Source organism: Streptomyces sp. NBC_01571 (assembly GCF_026339875.1).
In the GTDB taxonomy this organism is placed as follows: Bacteria; Actinomycetota; Actinomycetes; order Streptomycetales; family Streptomycetaceae; genus Streptomyces.
Window position 1 is genome coordinate 1,013,773 of record NZ_JAPEPZ010000001.1, and the last position, 17,382, is coordinate 1,031,154.

Sequence of the window (17,382 nt, forward strand, 5' to 3'; positions counted from 1 at the left end):
AAGGGGTTTTCTGATGCTCCGTCAGTTTTCTCGGCGGCCGTCCTCCTCCAGCACGGCCATGGCGGCGTTGTGCCCCGGCACCCCGCTCACCCCGCCGCCGCGCACCGCGCCCGCCCCGCACAGCAGGACGTTGGCGTGCGCCGTCTCGACGCCCCAGCGGCCCGTGCCCTCCTGGGCGTACGGGAAGGCGAGGTCGCGGTGGAAGATGTTGCCGCCGGGCAGCCGCAGATCGCGCTCCAGGTCGAGCGGGGTCTTCGCCTCGATGCACGGGCGGCCCTCCGCGTCGGTGGCCAGGCAGTCCGCGAGCGGCTCCGCGAGCTGGGCGTCCAGCTGCGCCAGGGTCGACTTCAACAGCTCCGCACGCACGGCGTCGTTGTCGTGCGCGAAGAGCCGGGCGGGCGTGTGCAGGCCGAAGAGCGTAAGCGTCTGGTAGCCCTGCTCGACCAGCTCCGGGCCGAGGATGCTGGGGTCGGTGAGTGAGTGGCAGTAGATCTCGGAGGGCGGGGCGTCGGGCAGCGCGCCGGCGGCGGCCTGCGCGTGAGCGGTCGCCAACTGCTCGTACCCCTCGGCCACATGGAAGGTCCCGGAGAACGCCTCGCGCGGATCGACGGAGCTGTCGCGCAGCCTCGGCAGCCGCTTGAGCAGCATGTTCACCTTGAGCTGTGCGCCTTCGGCCGGGGTCGGCGCCGCCTCGCCCGTGAGGGTCGCGAGCTCCTGCGGCGAGGCGTTCACCAGGACGTGCCGGGCCGCGACCACGCCCTCCCCGTCCGCGGTCCGGTACGTGACCTCCGCGGTCCGCCCGTCGGTCTCCACGCGGATCGCCTCGTGGCCGGTGGCGATCACGGCGCCCGCGCCGCGCGCCGCGCCGGCGATGGCGTCCGTGAGGGCGCCCATGCCGCCGACCGGCACGTCCCAGGCACCGGTGCCGCCGCCGATCACGTGGTACAGGAAGCAGCGGTTCTGCCGCAGCGAGGGGTCGTGGGCGTCGGCGAAGGTGCCGATGAGTGCGTCGGTGAGGACGACGCCCCGCACGAGGTCGTCGCTGAAGTTCTCCTCGACGGCGACGCCCACCGGCTCCTCGAACAGCACCCGCCAGGCGTCCTCGTCGTCGATCCGGCCACGCAGCTCGTCGCGGGTGGGCAGCGGTTCGGTGAGGGTCGGGAACACCCGCTGGGCGACACGGCCGGTCATGCCGTAGAAGCGCTGCCATGCCTCGTACTCGCGGTCCGATCCGGTCAGCCGCCGGAACGCCTCGCGGGTGCGCCGCTCGCCGCCGCCGACGAGCAGTCCGGTGGGCCGACCGTCGCGTTCGACGGGCGTGTAGGAGGACACGGTGCGCCCGCGGACCCGGAAGTCGAGGCTCAGATCACGCACGATCTTCCGGGGCAGCAGGCTGACCAGGTACGAGTAGCGCGACAGCCGCGCGTCGACCCCGGCGAACGGCCGGGTGGACACGGCGGCGCCGCCGGTGGTCCCCAGGCGCTCCAGCACCAGGACAGAGCGTCCGGCACGGGCCAGGTAGGCGGCGGCGACGAGACCGTTGTGGCCCCCGCCGACGATCACGGCGTCATATCCCTCGTATACAGGCATGGTTCTTGGTAGCACGCGATGATCTAGGTCTGCCAGAGGTACGCGGCAGCCGGCGGGCGCCCGGATGGACGCTCGCGGCGGCCCGGGAGGTTCAGTGCCCCTCGGCCGCCCGCTGCTGCCGCAGCGCCGCGACCCGTCGGTACAGCTCCACCGCCTCCTGGGCGCGCCCCAGCTGCTCCAGACAGTGCGCCTCGTCGTTGCGGCTGGCCAGGGTGTCGGGGTGGTTCTCGCCGAGGACGCGCTCGCGGGCGCCGGCGACGGCACGGTACTCGGTGAGGGCGTCGGCCCAGCGGCCGAGCCAGCCGAGGCCGACGGCGACCTCACGGCGGCTGACGAGGGTGTCCGGATGGCCGGGGCCGAGGACACGTTCACGGATCGCGCACACGTCCCGGGACTCGGCGAGCGCCTCCTCCCAGCGCCCCATCCGGCCGAGGTTGACGCCGAGTCCGTGCCGGGCGCGGAGGGTCTCGGGGTGGGCGGGGCCGTGCACCCTGGTGCGGTCGTCGATCAGGTCGCGGTACACCTCCAGGGCCTGTTCGCTGCGGCCGAGCCGGCCGAGACTGATGGCGACCTCGTAGCGGGCGGAGAGCGTGTCCGGGTGGTCGGGGCCGAGGGCCCGCGCCCGCGCCTCGGCCACCTCCCGGTAGGTACTCAGCGCCTCCGGCCATCTCCCCAACTGACCCAGCGCATAGGCGACTTCATAGCGGGTGAGAAGAGTGTCGGGGTGGGCCGGACCGAGCACCCGCGCGCGGGCGTCGGCGACCCCGCTCGCCATCCGGTAGGAGTCCTCGAGGCGGCCCAGCCTGCTCAGGTTGAAGGCGAGGTTGTGCCGGCAGCGCAGGGTGTCCGGATGGTCGGGGCCCATGGCGCGTTCCCGGGCGGCCAGCACGGACGTATAGGCCTGGTGCGCCTCGAAATGACGGCCCAACTGGCCCAGGACGTATGCCGTTTCCTGTCGGGCGGCCAGGGTGTCGGGGTGGTCGGGGCCGAGCACCCGCTCCCTGGCCCGGGCGACGTGCGCGTAGGCGTGCAGCGCGTCCGCGGCCCGGCCGGTGCGGCTGAGCGTGAAGCCGACCTCGTACCGGCTGGCGAGCGTGTCGGGGTGGTCGGGGCCCAGGAGGTGCTCCCGCTCGGCGGCGACCGCGCGGTGCACCTCGCCCGCCTCGGTCCACCGGCCCAGTCGGCCCAGACTGAGTCCCGCGTTGTGCCGTCCCGCCAGGGCGGTGAGCAACTCCGGTGACGGCGTGGGCCGTTCGGTGCGGTCCGGCGGCGCGGAATCCGTCGTCGAGGGGCGTACGGTCCACTCGCCGGTCAGCCCGGCCGACGCGTCCGGCGGTGTGGCACGCAGCCCGGCGCCGGTCGCCTTGTGGCCGGTGGTCATGCCCCGCGTCCAGGAGGGCAGCACCGGGTCGCGGGTGGGTGGCGGCTGCGCCGAGGACGCCAGGATCCGCTGGTCGGGGGCCGGCCGGCCGAGGACCGGGGACAGGACGGTCGGCGCGTGCACCGGCGCCGTACGGCCCTCGCTGATCCGGCGGCCGAGCTCGCCGGCGTCCTGCGGGCGCCGCTCCGGCTCCTTGGCCAGCAGGTCCAGGATGATCCGCTCGACGTACTCGGGCAGCTCCGCCCGGCGCCTGCGCGGTGGCTCGGGAGAGGTGTCGCGGTGGCTGATGAGGACCGCCCACGCGTCGGAGAGGTCGAACGGCGGAGCCCCGGTGGCGATCTCGTAGAGCACACATCCGAAGGAGTAGAGGTCGCTGCGCCGGTCGACCTCGGCACCGCTGATCTGCTCCGGCGACATGTAGTGCGGGGTGCCCATCGCGATACCGGTGCCGGTCAGCCGGGCCGTGAAGTCGATGTCGTGGCCGAGCCGGGCGATGCCGAAATCGCAGATCTTCACGGTGCCGTCGGCGAGCCGCATGATGTTCGCCGGTTTCAGGTCCCGGTGCACGATGCCCTGTTGATGGGTGTACGCGAGCGCGGCCGACACCTGGTCGGCGATGTCGACGACGTCGGCGACCGGCAGCGGATGCTGCTTGTTGTCCTCCAGCAACTGACCGAGGTTGTGTCCCGCCAGCAGCTCCATGACCAGGTACAGCACACCGTCGGACTCGCCGAAGTCGTGCACCACGGTCACCCCGCGGTGCTGCAGCGCGGCGGCCACCCGGGCCTCGCGCCGGAATCTCTCCCGCAGGACACCGGTGAAGGACGGGTCGTGGTGCGGACTGAGGGGCTTGAGGCACTTCACGGCGACCTGCCGCCCCAGCGACTCGTCGCGGGCGCGCCACACCTCGCCCATGCCTCCCCGCCCGATCAGATCGAGCAGTCGGTACCGGCTCTGGATCAGCCTGGTCTCCGCCATCTCGTGCGATCGCCCCCGTCGCTGCTCGCCGCGCCCTCCCCTGGCCCGTCCAGTATGGCGAGTTATCTGCCGACTTTGTACGGCACCCGGCGCGAGCCGGAGCGGCGCCGCGCCATGGCGCGCGGCACGTGCGGGGACGGGTGTTGCCGACGAAGACGTGCGGGAACGCAGCGCGGTACGGTGCCCGCGACGCGCACCGACCGGGCCACCGGGCGGACGGCGGGGCCGGTCCGCCGTACGGTCCGCGGGGCGTACGGCGGCAGAGCGGCGTACGGCGGCGGAGCGGGGTACGGCGGCGGAGCGGGGTACAGCGGCAGAGCGGCGTACGCCGGCGGAGCGAGGTACAGCGACAGAGCGACGTACGACGGCGGAGCGAGGTACAGCGGCAGAGCGGCGTACGCCGGCCGCACCACGCGCCGCCACAGCGCGGCGCGCGCCGGGACGCGCACCTGATGGGACGCTCCAACGGGCCGCGAAGGCGTGCCCCCCAGCATCGGGGCGGCGCTCAGGGCATTCAGGCAGGTCACCCCGAACCCTGACCCTGTGGTTGCCCGTCTGGTGCCCCGGACGTACCGGCAGGGCTGTCAGTCGTGGGTGCCAGAATCGGCGGCATGACGCTGTGCGACTACTTCTCCGCCGCTGACGACCAAGCCGCCGTCGCCGTGGGTGACTTGCCCGGGGGGCCGGGCCCGGCCGCGCTCGACGTGGTCTCCCTGAAGGGCGTCGACCCGGTGGTCGCCCTCGCCCGTCTCGAGGCGATCGCGACGGACTGCAGTTATGAGGAGGCCGGTCGGCGCCCTCGGTCCGGGCAGCTGCTGTCCGGGCCGGACGGCGACGGCCCGCTCGTGTTCAGCCTGTCGGACACTCTGGTGGCGGCCCTCGTCACCGCGGCTCGAGGCGACCTCCGGCGCATCGCGGAGTCGTGGTCCACGACCGACGAACTGCGGCAGAACCAGGTCGACGCCGGGACGGCGGCCGGCGCCCTGGAAGCCCTGGCCGGCCTCGCTCGACGCGCTCGGCCGGCCGGCCTGCGCCTGTACTGCTGGTGGGCGCTGTGAAAGGCCAGGCCTCCACGACGGCAGGTCAACGCCGTACCCGCGGCATCCCCAGCCCGATCCACGAGATGATCTCCCGCTGGATCTCGTTGTTGCCGCCGCCGAAGGTGAAGATCACCGCCGACCGGTAGCCGCGTTCCAGTTCGCCGTGCAGGACGGCGCCCTCCGAACCCTCCTTCAGAACACCCGGCATGGCGACGATCTCCATGAGCCAGGCGTACGCGTCCCGACGCGCCTCGGAGCCGTACACCTTGACCGCGGAGGCGTCCTGCGGGGTGAGGGTGCCCTGCTGGACGGCGTTCACCATCTGCCAGTTCAGGAGCTTCATGGCGTCGAGCCGGGCGTGGGTCTGCGCGAGCCGGCGGCGCACCCAGGGGAGGTCGACGACCCGGCGGCCGTCGGCGAGCTTGGTCTCCATGACCCAGCGCTGGACGTCGTGCAGGGCACGGATCGCCATGGTGCCGTGGGCGGCGAGGGTGACGCGCTCGTGGTTGAGCTGGTTCGTGATCAGCCGCCAGCCCTTGTTCTCCTCACCGACCCGGCGGGAGACGGGGACGCGGATGTTCTCGTAGTAGCTGGCGGTGGTGTCGTGCGAGGCGAGGGTGTTGATGAGGGTGCAGGAGTAGCCGGGGTCGGAGGTCGGTACGAGGAGCATGGTGATGCCCTTGTGGGGCGGGGCGTCCGGGTCGGTGCGGACGGCGAGCCACACCCAGTCGGCGGTGTCGCCGTTCGTCGTCCAGATCTTCTGCCCGTTGACCGTGTAGTGGCCGGTGGTCTCGTCGCCCTCGCGTACGGCCCGGGTCTTCAGCGCGGCCAGATCGGTGCCCGCGTCGGGCTCGCTGTAGCCGATCGCGAAGTCGATCTCGCCGGAGAGGATCCTGGGCAGGAAGTACCCCTTCTGCTCCTCGGTACCGAACTGCATGATCGTCGGGCCGACGGTGTTCAGCGCCATCAGGGGCAGCGGTACGCCCGCCTGGGCGGCCTCGTCGAAGAAGATGAACTGCTCCATGGGCGTGAGGCCGCTGCCGCCGTACTCCTTGGGCCAGCCCACACCGAGCCGGCCGTCCGCGCCGAGGCGGCGGATCGTCTCACGGTAGAACCGCTTCTGCGCCGCCGGGTCGCCGTAGCGGGCATAGGCGTTGTCGGGCACCAGCTCGGCGAAGTAGTCGCGCAGTTCGGTCCGCAACCGCTGCTGCTCCGGCGTGTATTCGAGATGCACGGCGCCTCCTGGCTCCCCAAGGCGGGACCTGACGGCGCACACCGTAGAACGTGTTCCAGAAATAGGGAATGGCGCTGACATGCGTGAGGGGGCGCCCGGTCGGGCGCCCCCTTCTGTGCGAGCCGTCAGTGGCAGGGGAAACCGAGGAGGTGGCGGGCGTCGTGCACCCACTCGTGGACGTTCTCACCGGACACGACGGAGGTGGCGCCCTGTTCGGCGCCGACGAAGTAGAGCAGGACCAGCATCAGGACGCCGAAGAAGACCGCCCAGGGGACGATCGCACCGATCGGCAGCTTGGCGGGAACGGCGGTGGGGGTGGCGGTCGGCTGGGCGACGGACTGCGCCATGGGGCGGTACCTCCTGGGGAACTCGCGTCCCGTCTCGGTGGTGCACAGGACGACGGCCGCGGGTCTGACTTGCTCGACCTCCGCCGCCCCTGGGAGGGGTGGCGTGCGCTGGGCATACAGTGGCGCGACCGTGCCGGACTCCCACCGGACTTCCGCCGAACCGTCGTCAATATCATCCCGACCGTACCGCGAAGCCCGGGCCCGGCCAAGGGCGCGTGGCAGGAGCGCAGTTGCGTGCCGGGGCCCGGTCGGGGTGGGTGGATTCCCGGTTCCGGCGGGGGATTTGGGCACGGATGAACACGACAGCGCACGAGAGTGAACGTATGACGAGCCGAGTGATCTTGATCTCAGCCGCGCTCAGCGCGGCGCTGCGGGAGGCCCGCTTCGACGAAGGGGGCCGGGTGGAGGCCGCGGGGCTGCGGCTCGCGCGGGCCGCCGCGGGCGCGGTGCCCGGCGCGGAGCGGCTGTGGGTCTCCCCCAGCGTGCGGTGCCGCGAGACCGCTGACGCGCTGGGCCTGGACGCGATGCTGGACGTTCCGGAGCTGGCCGGTCTCGACGTGGGCCGATGGCGTGGCGCGACGCTGGAGGAGGTCAGCTCGAAGGAACCGGAGGCGGTGGCCCGGTGGCTGGCCGATCCCGGTGCGGCACCGCACGGCGGGGAGTCGGTACGGGCGTTCTGCGACCGGGTGGCGGACTGCCTCGACACGGCCGCGCAGTTGACGGGCCGGACCGTCGCCGTGGTGGAGCCGGAGGTGGTACGGGCCCTGGTGGTACGGGTATTGGGCGCGCCGGAGTCGGCGTTCTGGCGGGTCGACGTACCGCCCCTGACCGCCACCGAGTTCAGCGGCCGCTCCGGGCGCTGGAACGTACGAGTCGGACGGCCACTCGTCCCGTCGGCGGAAGCGGCCGGCTCAGGCGGGTAGCAGGGTCGCGAGGAAGTCCGTGCAGGCCTGGGCGCACGCGCGGCAGGCCCGCGCGCTGACCTGCGCACCGGGACACCGGTCGAAGACGTCCGCGCACTCGCGGCAGACGGACCGGCACCACTCGACCTGGACACGGATGCCCGCCTCGCCCCGGGGGTGCTGCCCGTCCAGGACGAGGCAGGTCGCGTCGCACACCTCGGCGCACATGAGGCCCATCCGCCGCGCGAGTTGCCGCACCTTGGGTCCGTCGGGATCCATGCAGCTCGCCCGCAGCGCACAGGCGCGGGCGCACTCGACGCAGGCCTGCGCGCAGTCGAAGCGGTCTTCCAGGAAGCGGACCGGTTCCTGGAGGAGGGTCGGTTCCGGGAAGCGGACCGATTCGGGGAAGCGGACCGGCTCCTGCTCGGGTGCCGGCGCAGTCGTCTGTTTCACCTTCGTCTTCGTCGTGGTCACCCGGCGCGGGTAGCCCCCGGGGATCGCGTCAAACCCCGCGTGGACGCCCGGCACCGGGGGCGCGGCTCATTGTCCCGCGGCGTCCGCCGCCTCCCGCGAGATCCGCTCGAACTGCGCGCCCATCGCCTCGGAGAGCGCATGAGCCGCCGAGAGCGGGCGGACCATGACCATCAGGTCGTCGATCCTGCCGTCCTCGTCGAAGTGCAGGAAGTCGCAACCGTTGATCTCCTTGTCGCCCACCTTCGCCGTGAAGACCAGCGCGTGGTCACGGCCGTCGGCGCCCGCGATCTCCCTTACGTAGCGGAAGTCGGTGAAGACGCGGGTGACGCCGCGCAGGATGGCCGCGGTGATCGCCTTGCCCGGGTACGGCTTGAAGGCGACGGGGCTGGTGAACACGACGTCGTCGGCCAGCAGCTCCTCGACCGCGGCGAGGTCTCCGGCCTCCACGGCCTTGCGGAAGGGGTGCATCGGGGTCCCCGCTCTCATAGTCAACTAATTGAATAGGTGCGTAAGAGATTAGTCGCGGGGGTGTATGCCGTCTAGCCTTGGCCCATGGCATTGCGCAACGCGGTCCTCGCCGCGCTCCTGGAGGGTGAGGCGTCGGGGTACGACCTGGCCAAGGGGTTCGACGCCTCGGTGGCCAACTTCTGGATGGCGACCCCGCAGCAGCTCTACCGGGAACTCGAGCGGATGACGTCCGAGGGACTCATCGAGGCCCGGCTGGTGCGGCAGGAGCGGCGGCCGAACAAGCGGGTCTTCTCCCTCACCGCGGCGGGCCGCGTCGCCCTGCGCGAGTTCACCGCGGACCCTCCGAAACCCACCGCCATCCGCGACGAACTGCTGGTCAAGGTGCAGTCCGTCGACGCGGGCGACGACGCGGCCGTACGGGCGGCGATCGCCGAGCGGCTGGAGTGGGCGCGCGCCAAGCTGGCCCGCTACGAGCGGCTGCGCGCGCGACTGCTGGACGGACGCACCGAGGACGAGTTCCTGGCCCGCGCGGAGCGTGTGGGCCCCTATCTCACCCTGATGCGGGGGCGCTCCTTCGAGGAGGAGAACATCCGGTGGGCGGAACGGGCCCTGGCCATTCTGGAGCGGCGGGCCGCGGTGCGCCCCTAAGGGCTGTCCCGTGATCCCCGGTGGGCGCACGACGACAGCTGCGGCACCTCGCCGCGTTGCCGGATCGCCCGAATACGCCCAGCATGAGGACGACCCTCCGCCTTGCGATGCACCGCATCCGACGCCGCGCGCTGATCCACGGGGGTTACGGGACAGCCCTTAGGCAACCGGGTCGGAGGTTCTTCGCCGGTCGGGGATCGTCGGAGATCCGTCCTGCAGGTCCCAGGACCGGGGTCGGGTGAGCTCCTGCCACTCGTCGCGGAGCAGGGCCAGCACCGCGACGTCGTACCGACGGCCCCGGTGCAGGCAGGCGGAGCGGCGCACCCCCTCCTGAACGAACCCCGACCTCGCCAGGACGCCGAGGGCCCCGGTGTTGGTGGTGTGGGTGACCGCCTGGACGCGGTGCATGGGCAGTTCACCGAAGGCGAGGTCGACCAGCGCGTCGACGGCGTCCGCGCCATGGCCCCGGCCCCGGTGGCCGGGGTCCAGAAGCAGCATGATCTCGGCTGTGCCGTCGACCATGTCCTGGTCCGTCAGGGCGATGTGGCCGATCGGTGTGCCGTCGGGGAGCAGGACGAGGAAGTCGTCGCGGTCGTGCTCGTCGCGGTCGCGCTCGATACGCTCGCGCACGCCAGAGAGGGAACGCGGCCAGATGCCGATTTCGTGGGCGGCAACGGGGTCGGAGCGCCAGACGTGGATCAGCTCCGCGTCGTCGGCGTCGAGCGGCGCGAAGGCGACGCCCCTGCCCCGCCAGCAGACCTCGCGAGGCGATTCCGTCTGCTCGTCCTCCAGTTGCACCCCGGTACGCCGCCCCACAACCGCTGCCCCGTCTTCGATCACGGACGGAGGCTACCGACCCCCGGGACCGGTGGACCAGTCATTTCCGTCCCCGGCCGGCCTGCTGCGCGCGGGACCCGGTGATCCCGGTCGGAAGACGTTCGCCGGATCGTCGCTCCGGGGTGTCGATGGGATCGGGCCGGCCGCGCGGAGCGGTGCGGGCCGCCGAAGGAGCGGGCCCGGCGGCGCGGGTGGCGCGACGGCCCGGGGCCCGCCTGCCGGGATCCGGCCCCGCGAACGTGAGCGGTTACGCTGAGGTCATGCCGTCCACACGTCGAACAGCGCGCCAGACAGACCTCCTCGAACGGCTCGTCGCCTTGCTGGCGGCGGAGGGGTTCGCGTCGTTCACGCTCGACGAGCTGACCGAGCGGCTGCGCTGCTCGAAGACGACGCTGTACCAACTCGCGGGCAGCAAGCAGGAGTTGGTCCGGGAGGCGGTGAAGCACTACTTCCGGGAGGCGGCCGGCGCCATCGAGAAGCAGGTGGCGGACACCTCCGCGCCGGCCGACCGCGTGGTGGTCTACCTGAACGCGGTCGCCGAGCGGTTGCGACCGCTGTCCCGGCGATTCCTCGACGACATGGCCCAGTTCGAACCGGCCCGCGAGGTGTACGAGGCCAACACCCGCCTCGCCGCTGCCCGGATCAGACAGCTGATCGCGGACGGTGTCGCCGCGGGCGCGTTCCGTGACGTCCATGCCGCGTTCGTGGGCGAGGTGGTGGCCGCCACCATGCAGGAGATCCAGCGCGGCGAGGTGGCCGCGCGCACCGGGCTGAGCGACGCGGAGGCCTACGCGGAGCTGGCCTCGCTCATCGTGCACGCCGTCTCACCCTGACCGCACCGCCGGGGGCGAGGAGTCGACGCCCCAGTCACGGAGCACCGACTCGGTGTCCGCGCCCGCCGCACGGGGCGCCGAGGGCTGTCTGCTGGGGGTGCGCGAGAAGCGCGGCGCCGGTGCGGCCTGCAGGATGCCGTCGACCTCGACCAGGGTGCGCCGGGCCACCATGTGCGGGTGGGCGCCCGCCTCGGCGAAGGTGAGCACGGGCGTCACGCACGCGTCCGTTCCGGCGAAGTGCTCCGCCCACTCGTCGCGTGTGCGGGAGGCGAACCTGTCCGCGAACCGGGACCGCAGCACCGGCCACCCGTCACGGTCGCCCTGCGCGGGCAGCTCGGCGGGGACCAGCCCGAGCCCGTCGAGCAGGGCTGAGAAGAACTGCGGTTCGAGTGCGGCCACGGCCAGGTACTTGCCGTCGCCGCACGCGTAGGTGTCGTAGAAGGGCGCGGCCCCGTCGAGAAGGTTCGAGCTCCGTTCGTCCGACCACTCCCCCATGCCGCGCAGCGCGTACGCCATCTGGCCCAGCAGTGCGGTCCCGTCGACCATGGCGGCGTCGACGACCTGCCCGGCGCCCGATCGGGTGCGCTCCCAGAGCGCGGCCAGGACGCCCACGACCAGCAGCATGGATCCGCCGCCGAAGTCCCCCACGAGGTTCAGCGGCGGGGCCGGCGGCCCGTCGCCCCGGCCCATCGCGTGCAGGACGCCGGTGAGCCCGATGTAGTTCAGGTCGTGCCCGGGATCCCGGGCGAGGGGGCCGTCCTGACCCCAGCCGGTGATCCGGGCGTAGACGAGCCGCGGGTTCGCTTCGCGGCAGTCGTCCGGGCCGATCCCGAGCCGCTCGGCGACACCCGGCCGCAGGCCCTCGATGAGCACGTCGGCCCGCGCCGCCAGACCTCGCACCAGCGCCCGTCCCGCGGGATCCTTGAGATCGGCGAAGACCGACCGGCGGCCACGCTGCACGGCGTCGGTCGCGCCGGCGGGGCCCAGGCTGAGCGCCCGGCCGGACGGCCGCTCGACCCGCACCACGTCGGCGCCCAGGTCGGCCAGCACCATGGCCGCGTGCGGAGCCGGCCCGAGTCCCGCGAGTTCCAGGACGCGCAGGCCCGCGAGCGGGCCGGCGGATCCATCTCTGGACTGCATGGCCATACGGTACCAAAAACGATACTGTTGTATCGATCGCCGTATCATTAATTCCCGAGCGACCGAGGAATCACCATGCCAGCCACCCGAACGCTGCCCGCCCAGGAAGCCGTCGATCTGATCGGCCTGACCCGCGAGCTCGCCGAGAAGGAGCTCGCCCCTCGCGTCGCCGAAGCCGAAGCCGAGGAGAAGTTCCCCCGCGAGGTCTTCCGCACCCTCGGCCGGGCCGGCCTGCTGAGCCTGCCGTACGCCGAGGAGTACGGCGGTGGCGGCCAGCCGTACGAGGTCTACCTCCAGGTCGTCGAGGAGATCGCCGCCGTGTGGGCCAGCGTCGCGGTCGGCGTCTCGGTGCACGCGCTGTCCTGCTTCGCCCTGGCCGCGTTCGGCACCGAGGAGCAGAAGCACAAGTGGCTGCCCGGCATGCTCGGCGGGGAACTGCTCGGCGCGTACTGCCTGTCCGAGGCCCATGCCGGATCCGACCCCGCGGCGATGCGCACGCGGGCCGTCAGGGACGGCGACCACTACGTGCTCGACGGTGCCAAGGCGTGGACCACGCACGGCGGGCACGCGGACTTCTACACGGTCATGGCGCGGACGTCCGACGCGGGCTCGCGGGCCATTTCCTGCTTCCTCGTCCCCGCCGACACCCCCGGCGTCATCGCCGATCCGCCCGAGCACAAGATGGGCCTGACCGGGTCGGCCACCGCCACCGTGCGCCTGGAGAACGCCCGCGTTCCCGTGGAGTACCGGATCGGCGAGGAGGGACAGGGCCTCGCGATCGCGTTCGCCGGGCTGGACTGCGGCCGGCTGGGCATCGCGGCGGTGGCCACGGGTCTGGCCCAGGGAGCGCTGGACCACGCGCTGCGCTACTCCCGCGAGCGGGAGACCTTCGGCCGCCCCATCATCGAACACCAGGGGCTGGCCTTCGTCCTCGCGGACATGGCCGCGGCCGTGCAGGCCTCCCGCGCCACCACGCTCGCCGCCGCGCGGCTCAAGGACCAGGGACTCCCGTTCAGCTGTGAGGCGTCCATCGCCAAGCTGATCGCCACCGACAACGCCATGAAGGTCACCACCGACGCCGTCCAGGTACTGGGTGGCGCCGGCTACACCCGCGACTTCCCGGTCGAGCGCTACATGCGCGAGGCCAAGGTCATGCAGATCTTCGAGGGCACCAACCAGATCCAGCGTCTGATCATCGGCCGGGCGCTGCGGGAGAGCGACCGGGGCACCCTCCGGGTCCACGACCAGGAGACGCACCGGCCCTGACACCACGCCCCGCGGGTCAGCGCACGGGGAAACCGAAGGAGTACCCCTGCTGCTCCAGCCACGGCAGGATCTCGCGCAGGCCGTCGACGGTCTGGGAGCGGTCACCGCCCGCGTCGTGGAAGAGGACGGTCGGGCCGTTGGGGATCTCCTGCTTGACAGTGGCGACCAGGACGTCGGTGCCGGGCCGCTCGAAGTCCTTGGAGTCGACGTTCCAGCCGAGCGGGCGCATCCCGCGCGAGGCGGCCAGCTTGCGGCTGTACGGCGTGAAGGCGCCGCCCGGGGCCCGGTAGTACTGCGGCCGCACGCCTCCTGACGCCTTGGTGATCATGCGTTCGGCGTCCAGGATCTGCCGCGACTGGTACGACTCGGACTTCTTGTCCATGGCGGTGTCGTGCGACACCGTGTGGTCGCACAGCCGGTGCCCGGCCGCCACCACCGCCCTGACGAGGTCCGGGTGCGCCCGGGCCTGGGTGCCCACCATGCAGAACGTGGCCTTCACGCCGTACTCCCGCAGCACCTCCAGCACCCGCGGTGTCCAGACCGGGTCCGGGCCGTCGTCGACGGTGATGTTGACGCCCCGGGCACCGCGGTCCGAGGCATGGGCGATGTCCACCGACACCGGCGCCCTCGCGGGCCCCTGGGCGCGCGGCCCGGCAGGGCGGGCCGGGGCCACCGCTCGCCCGGGCCTGCTCTCGACGGGGCCGGCCTGCGCGCTCCAGACGGAGGTGGTGACGGCTATCGCCGTCATGCCGACCGCCGCCGCGAGTACCCGGCCGTACCGTGCCCACCCGCCACGCCACACCATGTCCGTCCCGCCCCTTGCCGTCTCCGTCGTTCCCGTGCACCCGTCACGACGAGCGAAATCAACCGCGGATCCATCAGTTACCGCTCATGGACCGATCCGCGGGGGTTCGCCGACCCGACGGCGCCGCCCGCCGGCCGGTACACGACCCGAACCGACCCGAGCGTGTCGGTACACGTGACCATCGCCCTTCCAAGACCGATACTTCGCAGTGACGAGCCCTCAGCAGCGACGACCGCCGGAACCGAACGCCCTCCATGCCCAACGAACAGGCGCGAACGCAGGTCACGGGCTCCACTCTTACGCTCACCAGGAGGTACCCATGAAGATGCTGATCAACGTGGCGGAGACGGTGGTCGCGGACGCGCTGCGGGGAATGGCGGCCGCGCACCCGGACCTCACGGTGGATGTCGAGAACCGCGTGATCGTACGACGTGACGCCCCGGTGGCCGGAAAGGTGGGCCTGGTCTCCGGCGGCGGATCGGGCCACGAGCCCCTGCACGGCGGTTTCGTCGGTCCCGGCATGCTGTCGGCGGCCTGTCCGGGCGAGGTCTTCACCTCTCCTGTACCGGACCAGATGCTGCGGGCCGCCGCCGCCGTGAACAGCGGCGCGGGTGTGCTGTTCATCGTGAAGAACTACACCGGTGACGTGCTGAACTTCGACATGGCGGCCGAACTCGCCGAGGACGAGGGCATCCAGATCGCCAAGGTGCTGGTCAACGACGACGTCGCCGTCACCGACAGTCTCTTCACGGCCGGCCGGCGCGGCACGGGCGCGACGCTGTTCGTGGAGAAGATCGCGGGCGCCGCGGCCGAGGAGGGCGCCCCGCTGGAGCGGGTGGAGTCGCTCGCCCGGCAGGTCAACGAGAACTCCCGGAGTTTCGGTGTCGCGCTCAGCGCCTGCACCACTCCGGCCAAGGGCAGCCCCACCTTCGACCTGCCGCCCGGGGAACTGGAGTTGGGCGTCGGCATCCACGGCGAGCCCGGCCGCGAGCGGCGCGCGATGATGACCTCGCGCGAGATCGCCGACTTCTCGGTGCACGCGATCCTGGAGGACATGAACCCGCGCAATCCCGTTCTCGTCCTGGTCAACGGCATGGGCGCGACCCCGCTCCTGGAGCTGTACGGGTTCAACGCGGAGGTGCAGCGGGTGCTCGGCGAGCGCGGGATCCCCGTCGCGCGCACACTGGTCGGTAACTACGTCACCTCGCTGGACATGGCCGGTGCCTCGGTGACGCTGTGCCAGGTCGACGAGGAGCTGCTGCGCCTGTGGGACGCGCCGGTGAAGACACCGGGCCTGCGCTGGGGTGTGTGAAACGGCCCGCCGCCCGGCAGGCCACGATCACTGCCACAGCCACAGCCACAGCCACAGCCACAGCCACAGCCACGGTCGCCACCGCGACCCCGGTCAGGACCACGACTCATCTCATCGGCCCAACGTAGGTACCACGCAAGGAGATTCTGTGCTCGACGCCGATTTCTTCCGCCGTTGGATGACGGCGACCGCCGCGTCGGTGGACCGTGAGGCGCAGCGGCTCACGGCTCTGGACTCGCCGATCGGTGACGCCGACCACGGCAGCAATCTGCAGCGCGGGTTCACCGCCGTGGTGAACGTGCTGGAGAAGGACGCGCCGGACACCCCCGGCGCCGTCCTCACGCTCGCCGGACGCCAGCTGATCTCCACGGTCGGCGGCGCGTCGGGGCCCTTGTACGGCACCCTGCTGCGCCGTACGGGAAAGGCCCTCGGGGACGCCGCCGAGGTTTCCGAGGAACAGTTCACCGACGCGCTGCGGGCGGGCGTCGACGCGGTCATGGCCCTGGGCGGGGCCGCACCCGGCGACAAGACGATGATCGACGCGCTGGTCCCCGCGGTGGACGCGCTCTCCGACTCCTTCGCGGCCGCCGCCACGGCCGCTGAGGAGGGCGCCGTCGCCACGATCCCGTTGCAGGCCCGCAAGGGCAGGGCGAGTTATCTGGGCGAGCGCAGCATCGGGCACCAGGATCCCGGCGCCACCTCGTCGTCCTTGCTGATCGCGGCACTGGTGGAGGCGTCCGGTGAGTAGCTTGGACAACACCGCGGACAGGCTCGTCGGCATCGTGCTCGTCTCGCACAGCGCAGCCGTCGCCGCCTCGGTCGCCGAACTGGCGACGGGGCTCGCGGGCGGCGGCACGATCGCGCCCGTCGCCCCGGCCGGCGGCACGGCGGACGGCGGTCTGGGCACCAGCGCCGAACTGATCTCGGCGGCGGCCGCCTCCGTCGACCGTGGCGCCGGGGTGGCCGTCCTCATGGATCTCGGCAGCGCGGTGCTCACGGTGAAGGCCCTCCTCGCGGAGGGCGACGAACTGCCCGGCAACACCCGCCTGGTGGACGCGCCCTTCGTCGAAGGCGCGGTGGCCGCGGTCGTCACGGCCTCGGCGGGAGCCGACCTCGCGGCCGTCGAGGCGGCGGCCGCGGAGGCGTACACGTACCGGAAAGCGTGATCCGGACGACGCGTGAGGCGGACGCGGGCGAGGGGCCTACCGGCGGAGGGCCGAAGCCCGGCGTTCCGTGACCGGAGTCGGGGCATGGGCGGAGGCAGGGGTCGAGGTCCCTGGTCCGGAGCCCCCGGGTTCGCGCCCGGGGGCTCCCCGCCCGGCGCCCGCTCCGGGGGACCGGCCCGCACCCGCCGCGACGGCGACGGCGCCTTCGGGCAGCCCAAGTGGGCCGAGGAGAAGGCCGCCGCTCATCCGTCCTGCAGGAACAGCCTGGCCAGCCGCTCACCCTCCGCCAGGGCGGCCGCGTGGTCCTCGATGGGATTCACCCGGGAGTTCCTGAAGGCGATGTAGGTGACCCCCGAGTCCGCCCCGCCGTACCGCGGGTCGCCGCCGATGCCGAGCGCCTTGGCGGTGGCGTACGAGGCCTCGCCGATGATGCGGCGCGGGCCGATGTCTCCGACGACCGCGTACTGGACCCGGTCCCGGTAGATCACGGCGACCACCGACCCGCCACGGATCCCGTGGTCGCCGTGATTCCAGAGGGGGCTGGGGGCGGGCACGACGACGTACGGAAGGGTCTCGGCGCTCAGGTAACGCCCGTCCGTCTGCCGGTAGGCGGTGGCCGCGGAGAAGAGCGGGTCGGTCCGACGGTTGCACACGGCGCCGGGGCGCCCGTCGCAGTCGATGTCCATGTCGGCCTTCCAGAAGACGACGCCCCGCGCCCCGCAGACGGGGATCTCGGCGCGGGTGCCTTCGTCGGTGCGATAGCGCCCCTTCGACACGGGAACGCAGTCACGCACCTTCGCGAGGAGGTCGGCGGCCAGTACGGTCCCCTCCCCCGTCGCGGGCGCGGTGGGGTCCGGGTCGGCCGCGGCGCACATCGCGGGCACGAGCACGGTGGCGCCGACCGCGACCAGCGTGAGCGACCGAACACGTAAGGCACGCAGGGCACATAGGGCACGCACGA

19 protein-coding genes are annotated in these 17,382 nt (G+C 72.4%); 8 read left to right on the forward strand and 11 right to left on the reverse strand.

The window, feature by feature from the left end; all coding sequences use genetic code 11:
- Positions 1-21: 21 nt before the first annotated feature.
- From OHB41_RS04660 to OHB41_RS04670, 3 genes are all read right to left on the reverse strand, one after another.
- Entirely contained in the window at positions 22-1,590 is a 1,569-nt protein-coding gene (locus OHB41_RS04660; RefSeq protein WP_266696673.1) for a phytoene desaturase family protein, read from the reverse strand.
- Between the two features lie 91 nt (positions 1,591-1,681).
- Positions 1,682-3,949, reverse strand: a complete 2,268-nt coding sequence (locus tag OHB41_RS04665) for a serine/threonine-protein kinase (RefSeq protein WP_266696674.1) — start codon at positions 3,947-3,949, stop codon at positions 1,682-1,684.
- A 62-nt stretch (positions 3,950-4,011) separates the two neighbouring features.
- Complete coding sequence (locus tag OHB41_RS04670) at positions 4,012-4,398, reverse strand: hypothetical protein (protein ID WP_266696675.1); 387 nt, start codon at positions 4,396-4,398, stop codon at positions 4,012-4,014.
- Between the two features lie 162 nt (positions 4,399-4,560).
- Between OHB41_RS04670 and OHB41_RS04675 the strand changes: the two genes are divergently transcribed.
- Positions 4,561-5,007 carry a hypothetical protein gene (locus OHB41_RS04675; RefSeq protein ID WP_266696676.1) on the forward strand — a complete coding sequence of 149 codons (447 nt, stop codon included), beginning with the start codon at positions 4,561-4,563 and terminating at the stop codon, positions 5,005-5,007.
- Positions 5,008-5,032: 25 nt separating this feature from the next.
- Here the strand turns inward: OHB41_RS04675 and OHB41_RS04680 are convergent, their stop codons facing one another.
- Together OHB41_RS04680 and OHB41_RS04685 are read right to left on the reverse strand one after the other, a co-directional pair.
- Positions 5,033-6,223, reverse strand: coding sequence for an acyl-CoA dehydrogenase family protein (locus tag OHB41_RS04680; protein ID WP_266696677.1), 1,191 nt, complete (start codon positions 6,221-6,223; stop codon positions 5,033-5,035).
- Between the two features lie 125 nt (positions 6,224-6,348).
- On the reverse strand, positions 6,349-6,570 hold the full coding sequence (locus tag OHB41_RS04685) for a CbtB domain-containing protein (RefSeq protein WP_266696678.1): 222 nt from the start codon (positions 6,568-6,570) through the stop codon (positions 6,349-6,351).
- 323 nt (positions 6,571-6,893) lie between these two features.
- On the opposite strand from OHB41_RS04685, the gene OHB41_RS04690 reads away from it, so the two are divergent.
- Positions 6,894-7,493 carry a histidine phosphatase family protein gene (locus OHB41_RS04690; RefSeq protein ID WP_266696679.1) on the forward strand — a complete coding sequence of 200 codons (600 nt, stop codon included), beginning with the start codon at positions 6,894-6,896 and terminating at the stop codon, positions 7,491-7,493.
- On the opposite strand, the gene OHB41_RS04695 is transcribed toward OHB41_RS04690, so the two are convergent.
- Together OHB41_RS04695 and OHB41_RS04700 are read right to left on the reverse strand one after the other, a co-directional pair.
- Positions 7,482-7,823: a four-helix bundle copper-binding protein gene (locus OHB41_RS04695; protein WP_266705652.1), complete on the reverse strand. Its 342-nt coding sequence runs from the start codon at positions 7,821-7,823 to the stop codon at positions 7,482-7,484. The two genes, OHB41_RS04690 and OHB41_RS04695, sit on opposite strands and share 12 nt — an antisense overlap.
- A gap of 189 nt (positions 7,824-8,012) precedes the next feature.
- On the reverse strand, positions 8,013-8,414 hold the full coding sequence (locus OHB41_RS04700) for a nuclear transport factor 2 family protein (RefSeq protein ID WP_266705654.1): 402 nt from the start codon (positions 8,412-8,414) through the stop codon (positions 8,013-8,015).
- A gap of 84 nt (positions 8,415-8,498) precedes the next feature.
- Between OHB41_RS04700 and OHB41_RS04705 the strand changes: the two genes are divergently transcribed.
- The gene (locus tag OHB41_RS04705) at positions 8,499-9,062 is read left to right on the forward strand and encodes a PadR family transcriptional regulator (protein ID WP_266696680.1); all 564 of its coding nucleotides are present in this window, start codon (positions 8,499-8,501) and stop codon (positions 9,060-9,062) included.
- 159 nt (positions 9,063-9,221) lie between these two features.
- Here the strand turns inward: OHB41_RS04705 and OHB41_RS04710 are convergent, their stop codons facing one another.
- Entirely contained in the window at positions 9,222-9,902 is a 681-nt protein-coding gene (locus tag OHB41_RS04710) for a GNAT family N-acetyltransferase (RefSeq protein WP_323138352.1), read from the reverse strand.
- 257 nt (positions 9,903-10,159) lie between these two features.
- On the opposite strand from OHB41_RS04710, the gene OHB41_RS04715 reads away from it, so the two are divergent.
- Positions 10,160-10,732: a TetR/AcrR family transcriptional regulator gene (locus tag OHB41_RS04715; RefSeq protein ID WP_266696681.1), complete on the forward strand. Its 573-nt coding sequence runs from the start codon at positions 10,160-10,162 to the stop codon at positions 10,730-10,732.
- On the opposite strand, the gene OHB41_RS04720 is transcribed toward OHB41_RS04715, so the two are convergent.
- Positions 10,724-11,872, reverse strand: coding sequence for a CaiB/BaiF CoA transferase family protein (locus tag OHB41_RS04720; protein WP_266696682.1), 1,149 nt, complete (start codon positions 11,870-11,872; stop codon positions 10,724-10,726). The two genes, OHB41_RS04715 and OHB41_RS04720, sit on opposite strands and share 9 nt — an antisense overlap.
- Before the next feature lie 75 nt (positions 11,873-11,947).
- On the opposite strand from OHB41_RS04720, the gene OHB41_RS04725 reads away from it, so the two are divergent.
- Positions 11,948-13,138 carry an acyl-CoA dehydrogenase family protein gene (locus OHB41_RS04725; RefSeq protein ID WP_266696683.1) on the forward strand — a complete coding sequence of 397 codons (1,191 nt, stop codon included), beginning with the start codon at positions 11,948-11,950 and terminating at the stop codon, positions 13,136-13,138.
- A 16-nt stretch (positions 13,139-13,154) separates the two neighbouring features.
- Here OHB41_RS04725 and OHB41_RS04730 read toward each other — a convergent pair whose 3' ends face one another.
- A complete protein-coding gene (locus tag OHB41_RS04730; protein WP_266696684.1) occupies positions 13,155-13,943 on the reverse strand; it encodes a polysaccharide deacetylase family protein in 789 nt (262 codons plus the stop codon).
- A 319-nt stretch (positions 13,944-14,262) separates the two neighbouring features.
- On the opposite strand from OHB41_RS04730, the gene dhaK reads away from it, so the two are divergent.
- From dhaK to OHB41_RS04745, 3 genes are all read left to right on the forward strand, one after another.
- Positions 14,263-15,255: a dihydroxyacetone kinase subunit DhaK gene (gene dhaK, locus OHB41_RS04735; protein WP_266696685.1), complete on the forward strand. Its 993-nt coding sequence runs from the start codon at positions 14,263-14,265 to the stop codon at positions 15,253-15,255.
- Positions 15,256-15,403: 148 nt separating this feature from the next.
- The gene (dhaL, locus tag OHB41_RS04740; protein ID WP_266696686.1) at positions 15,404-16,003 is read left to right on the forward strand and encodes a dihydroxyacetone kinase subunit DhaL; all 600 of its coding nucleotides are present in this window, start codon (positions 15,404-15,406) and stop codon (positions 16,001-16,003) included.
- 1 nt (position 16,004) lies between these two features.
- Positions 16,005-16,421, forward strand: coding sequence for a PTS-dependent dihydroxyacetone kinase phosphotransferase subunit DhaM (locus tag OHB41_RS04745; protein WP_266705658.1), 417 nt, complete (start codon positions 16,005-16,007; stop codon positions 16,419-16,421).
- A gap of 242 nt (positions 16,422-16,663) precedes the next feature.
- Here OHB41_RS04745 and OHB41_RS04750 read toward each other — a convergent pair whose 3' ends face one another.
- Positions 16,664-17,296, reverse strand: a complete 633-nt coding sequence (locus OHB41_RS04750; protein WP_266705660.1) for a glycoside hydrolase family 75 protein — start codon at positions 17,294-17,296, stop codon at positions 16,664-16,666.
- Positions 17,297-17,382: the final 86 nt, after the last annotated feature.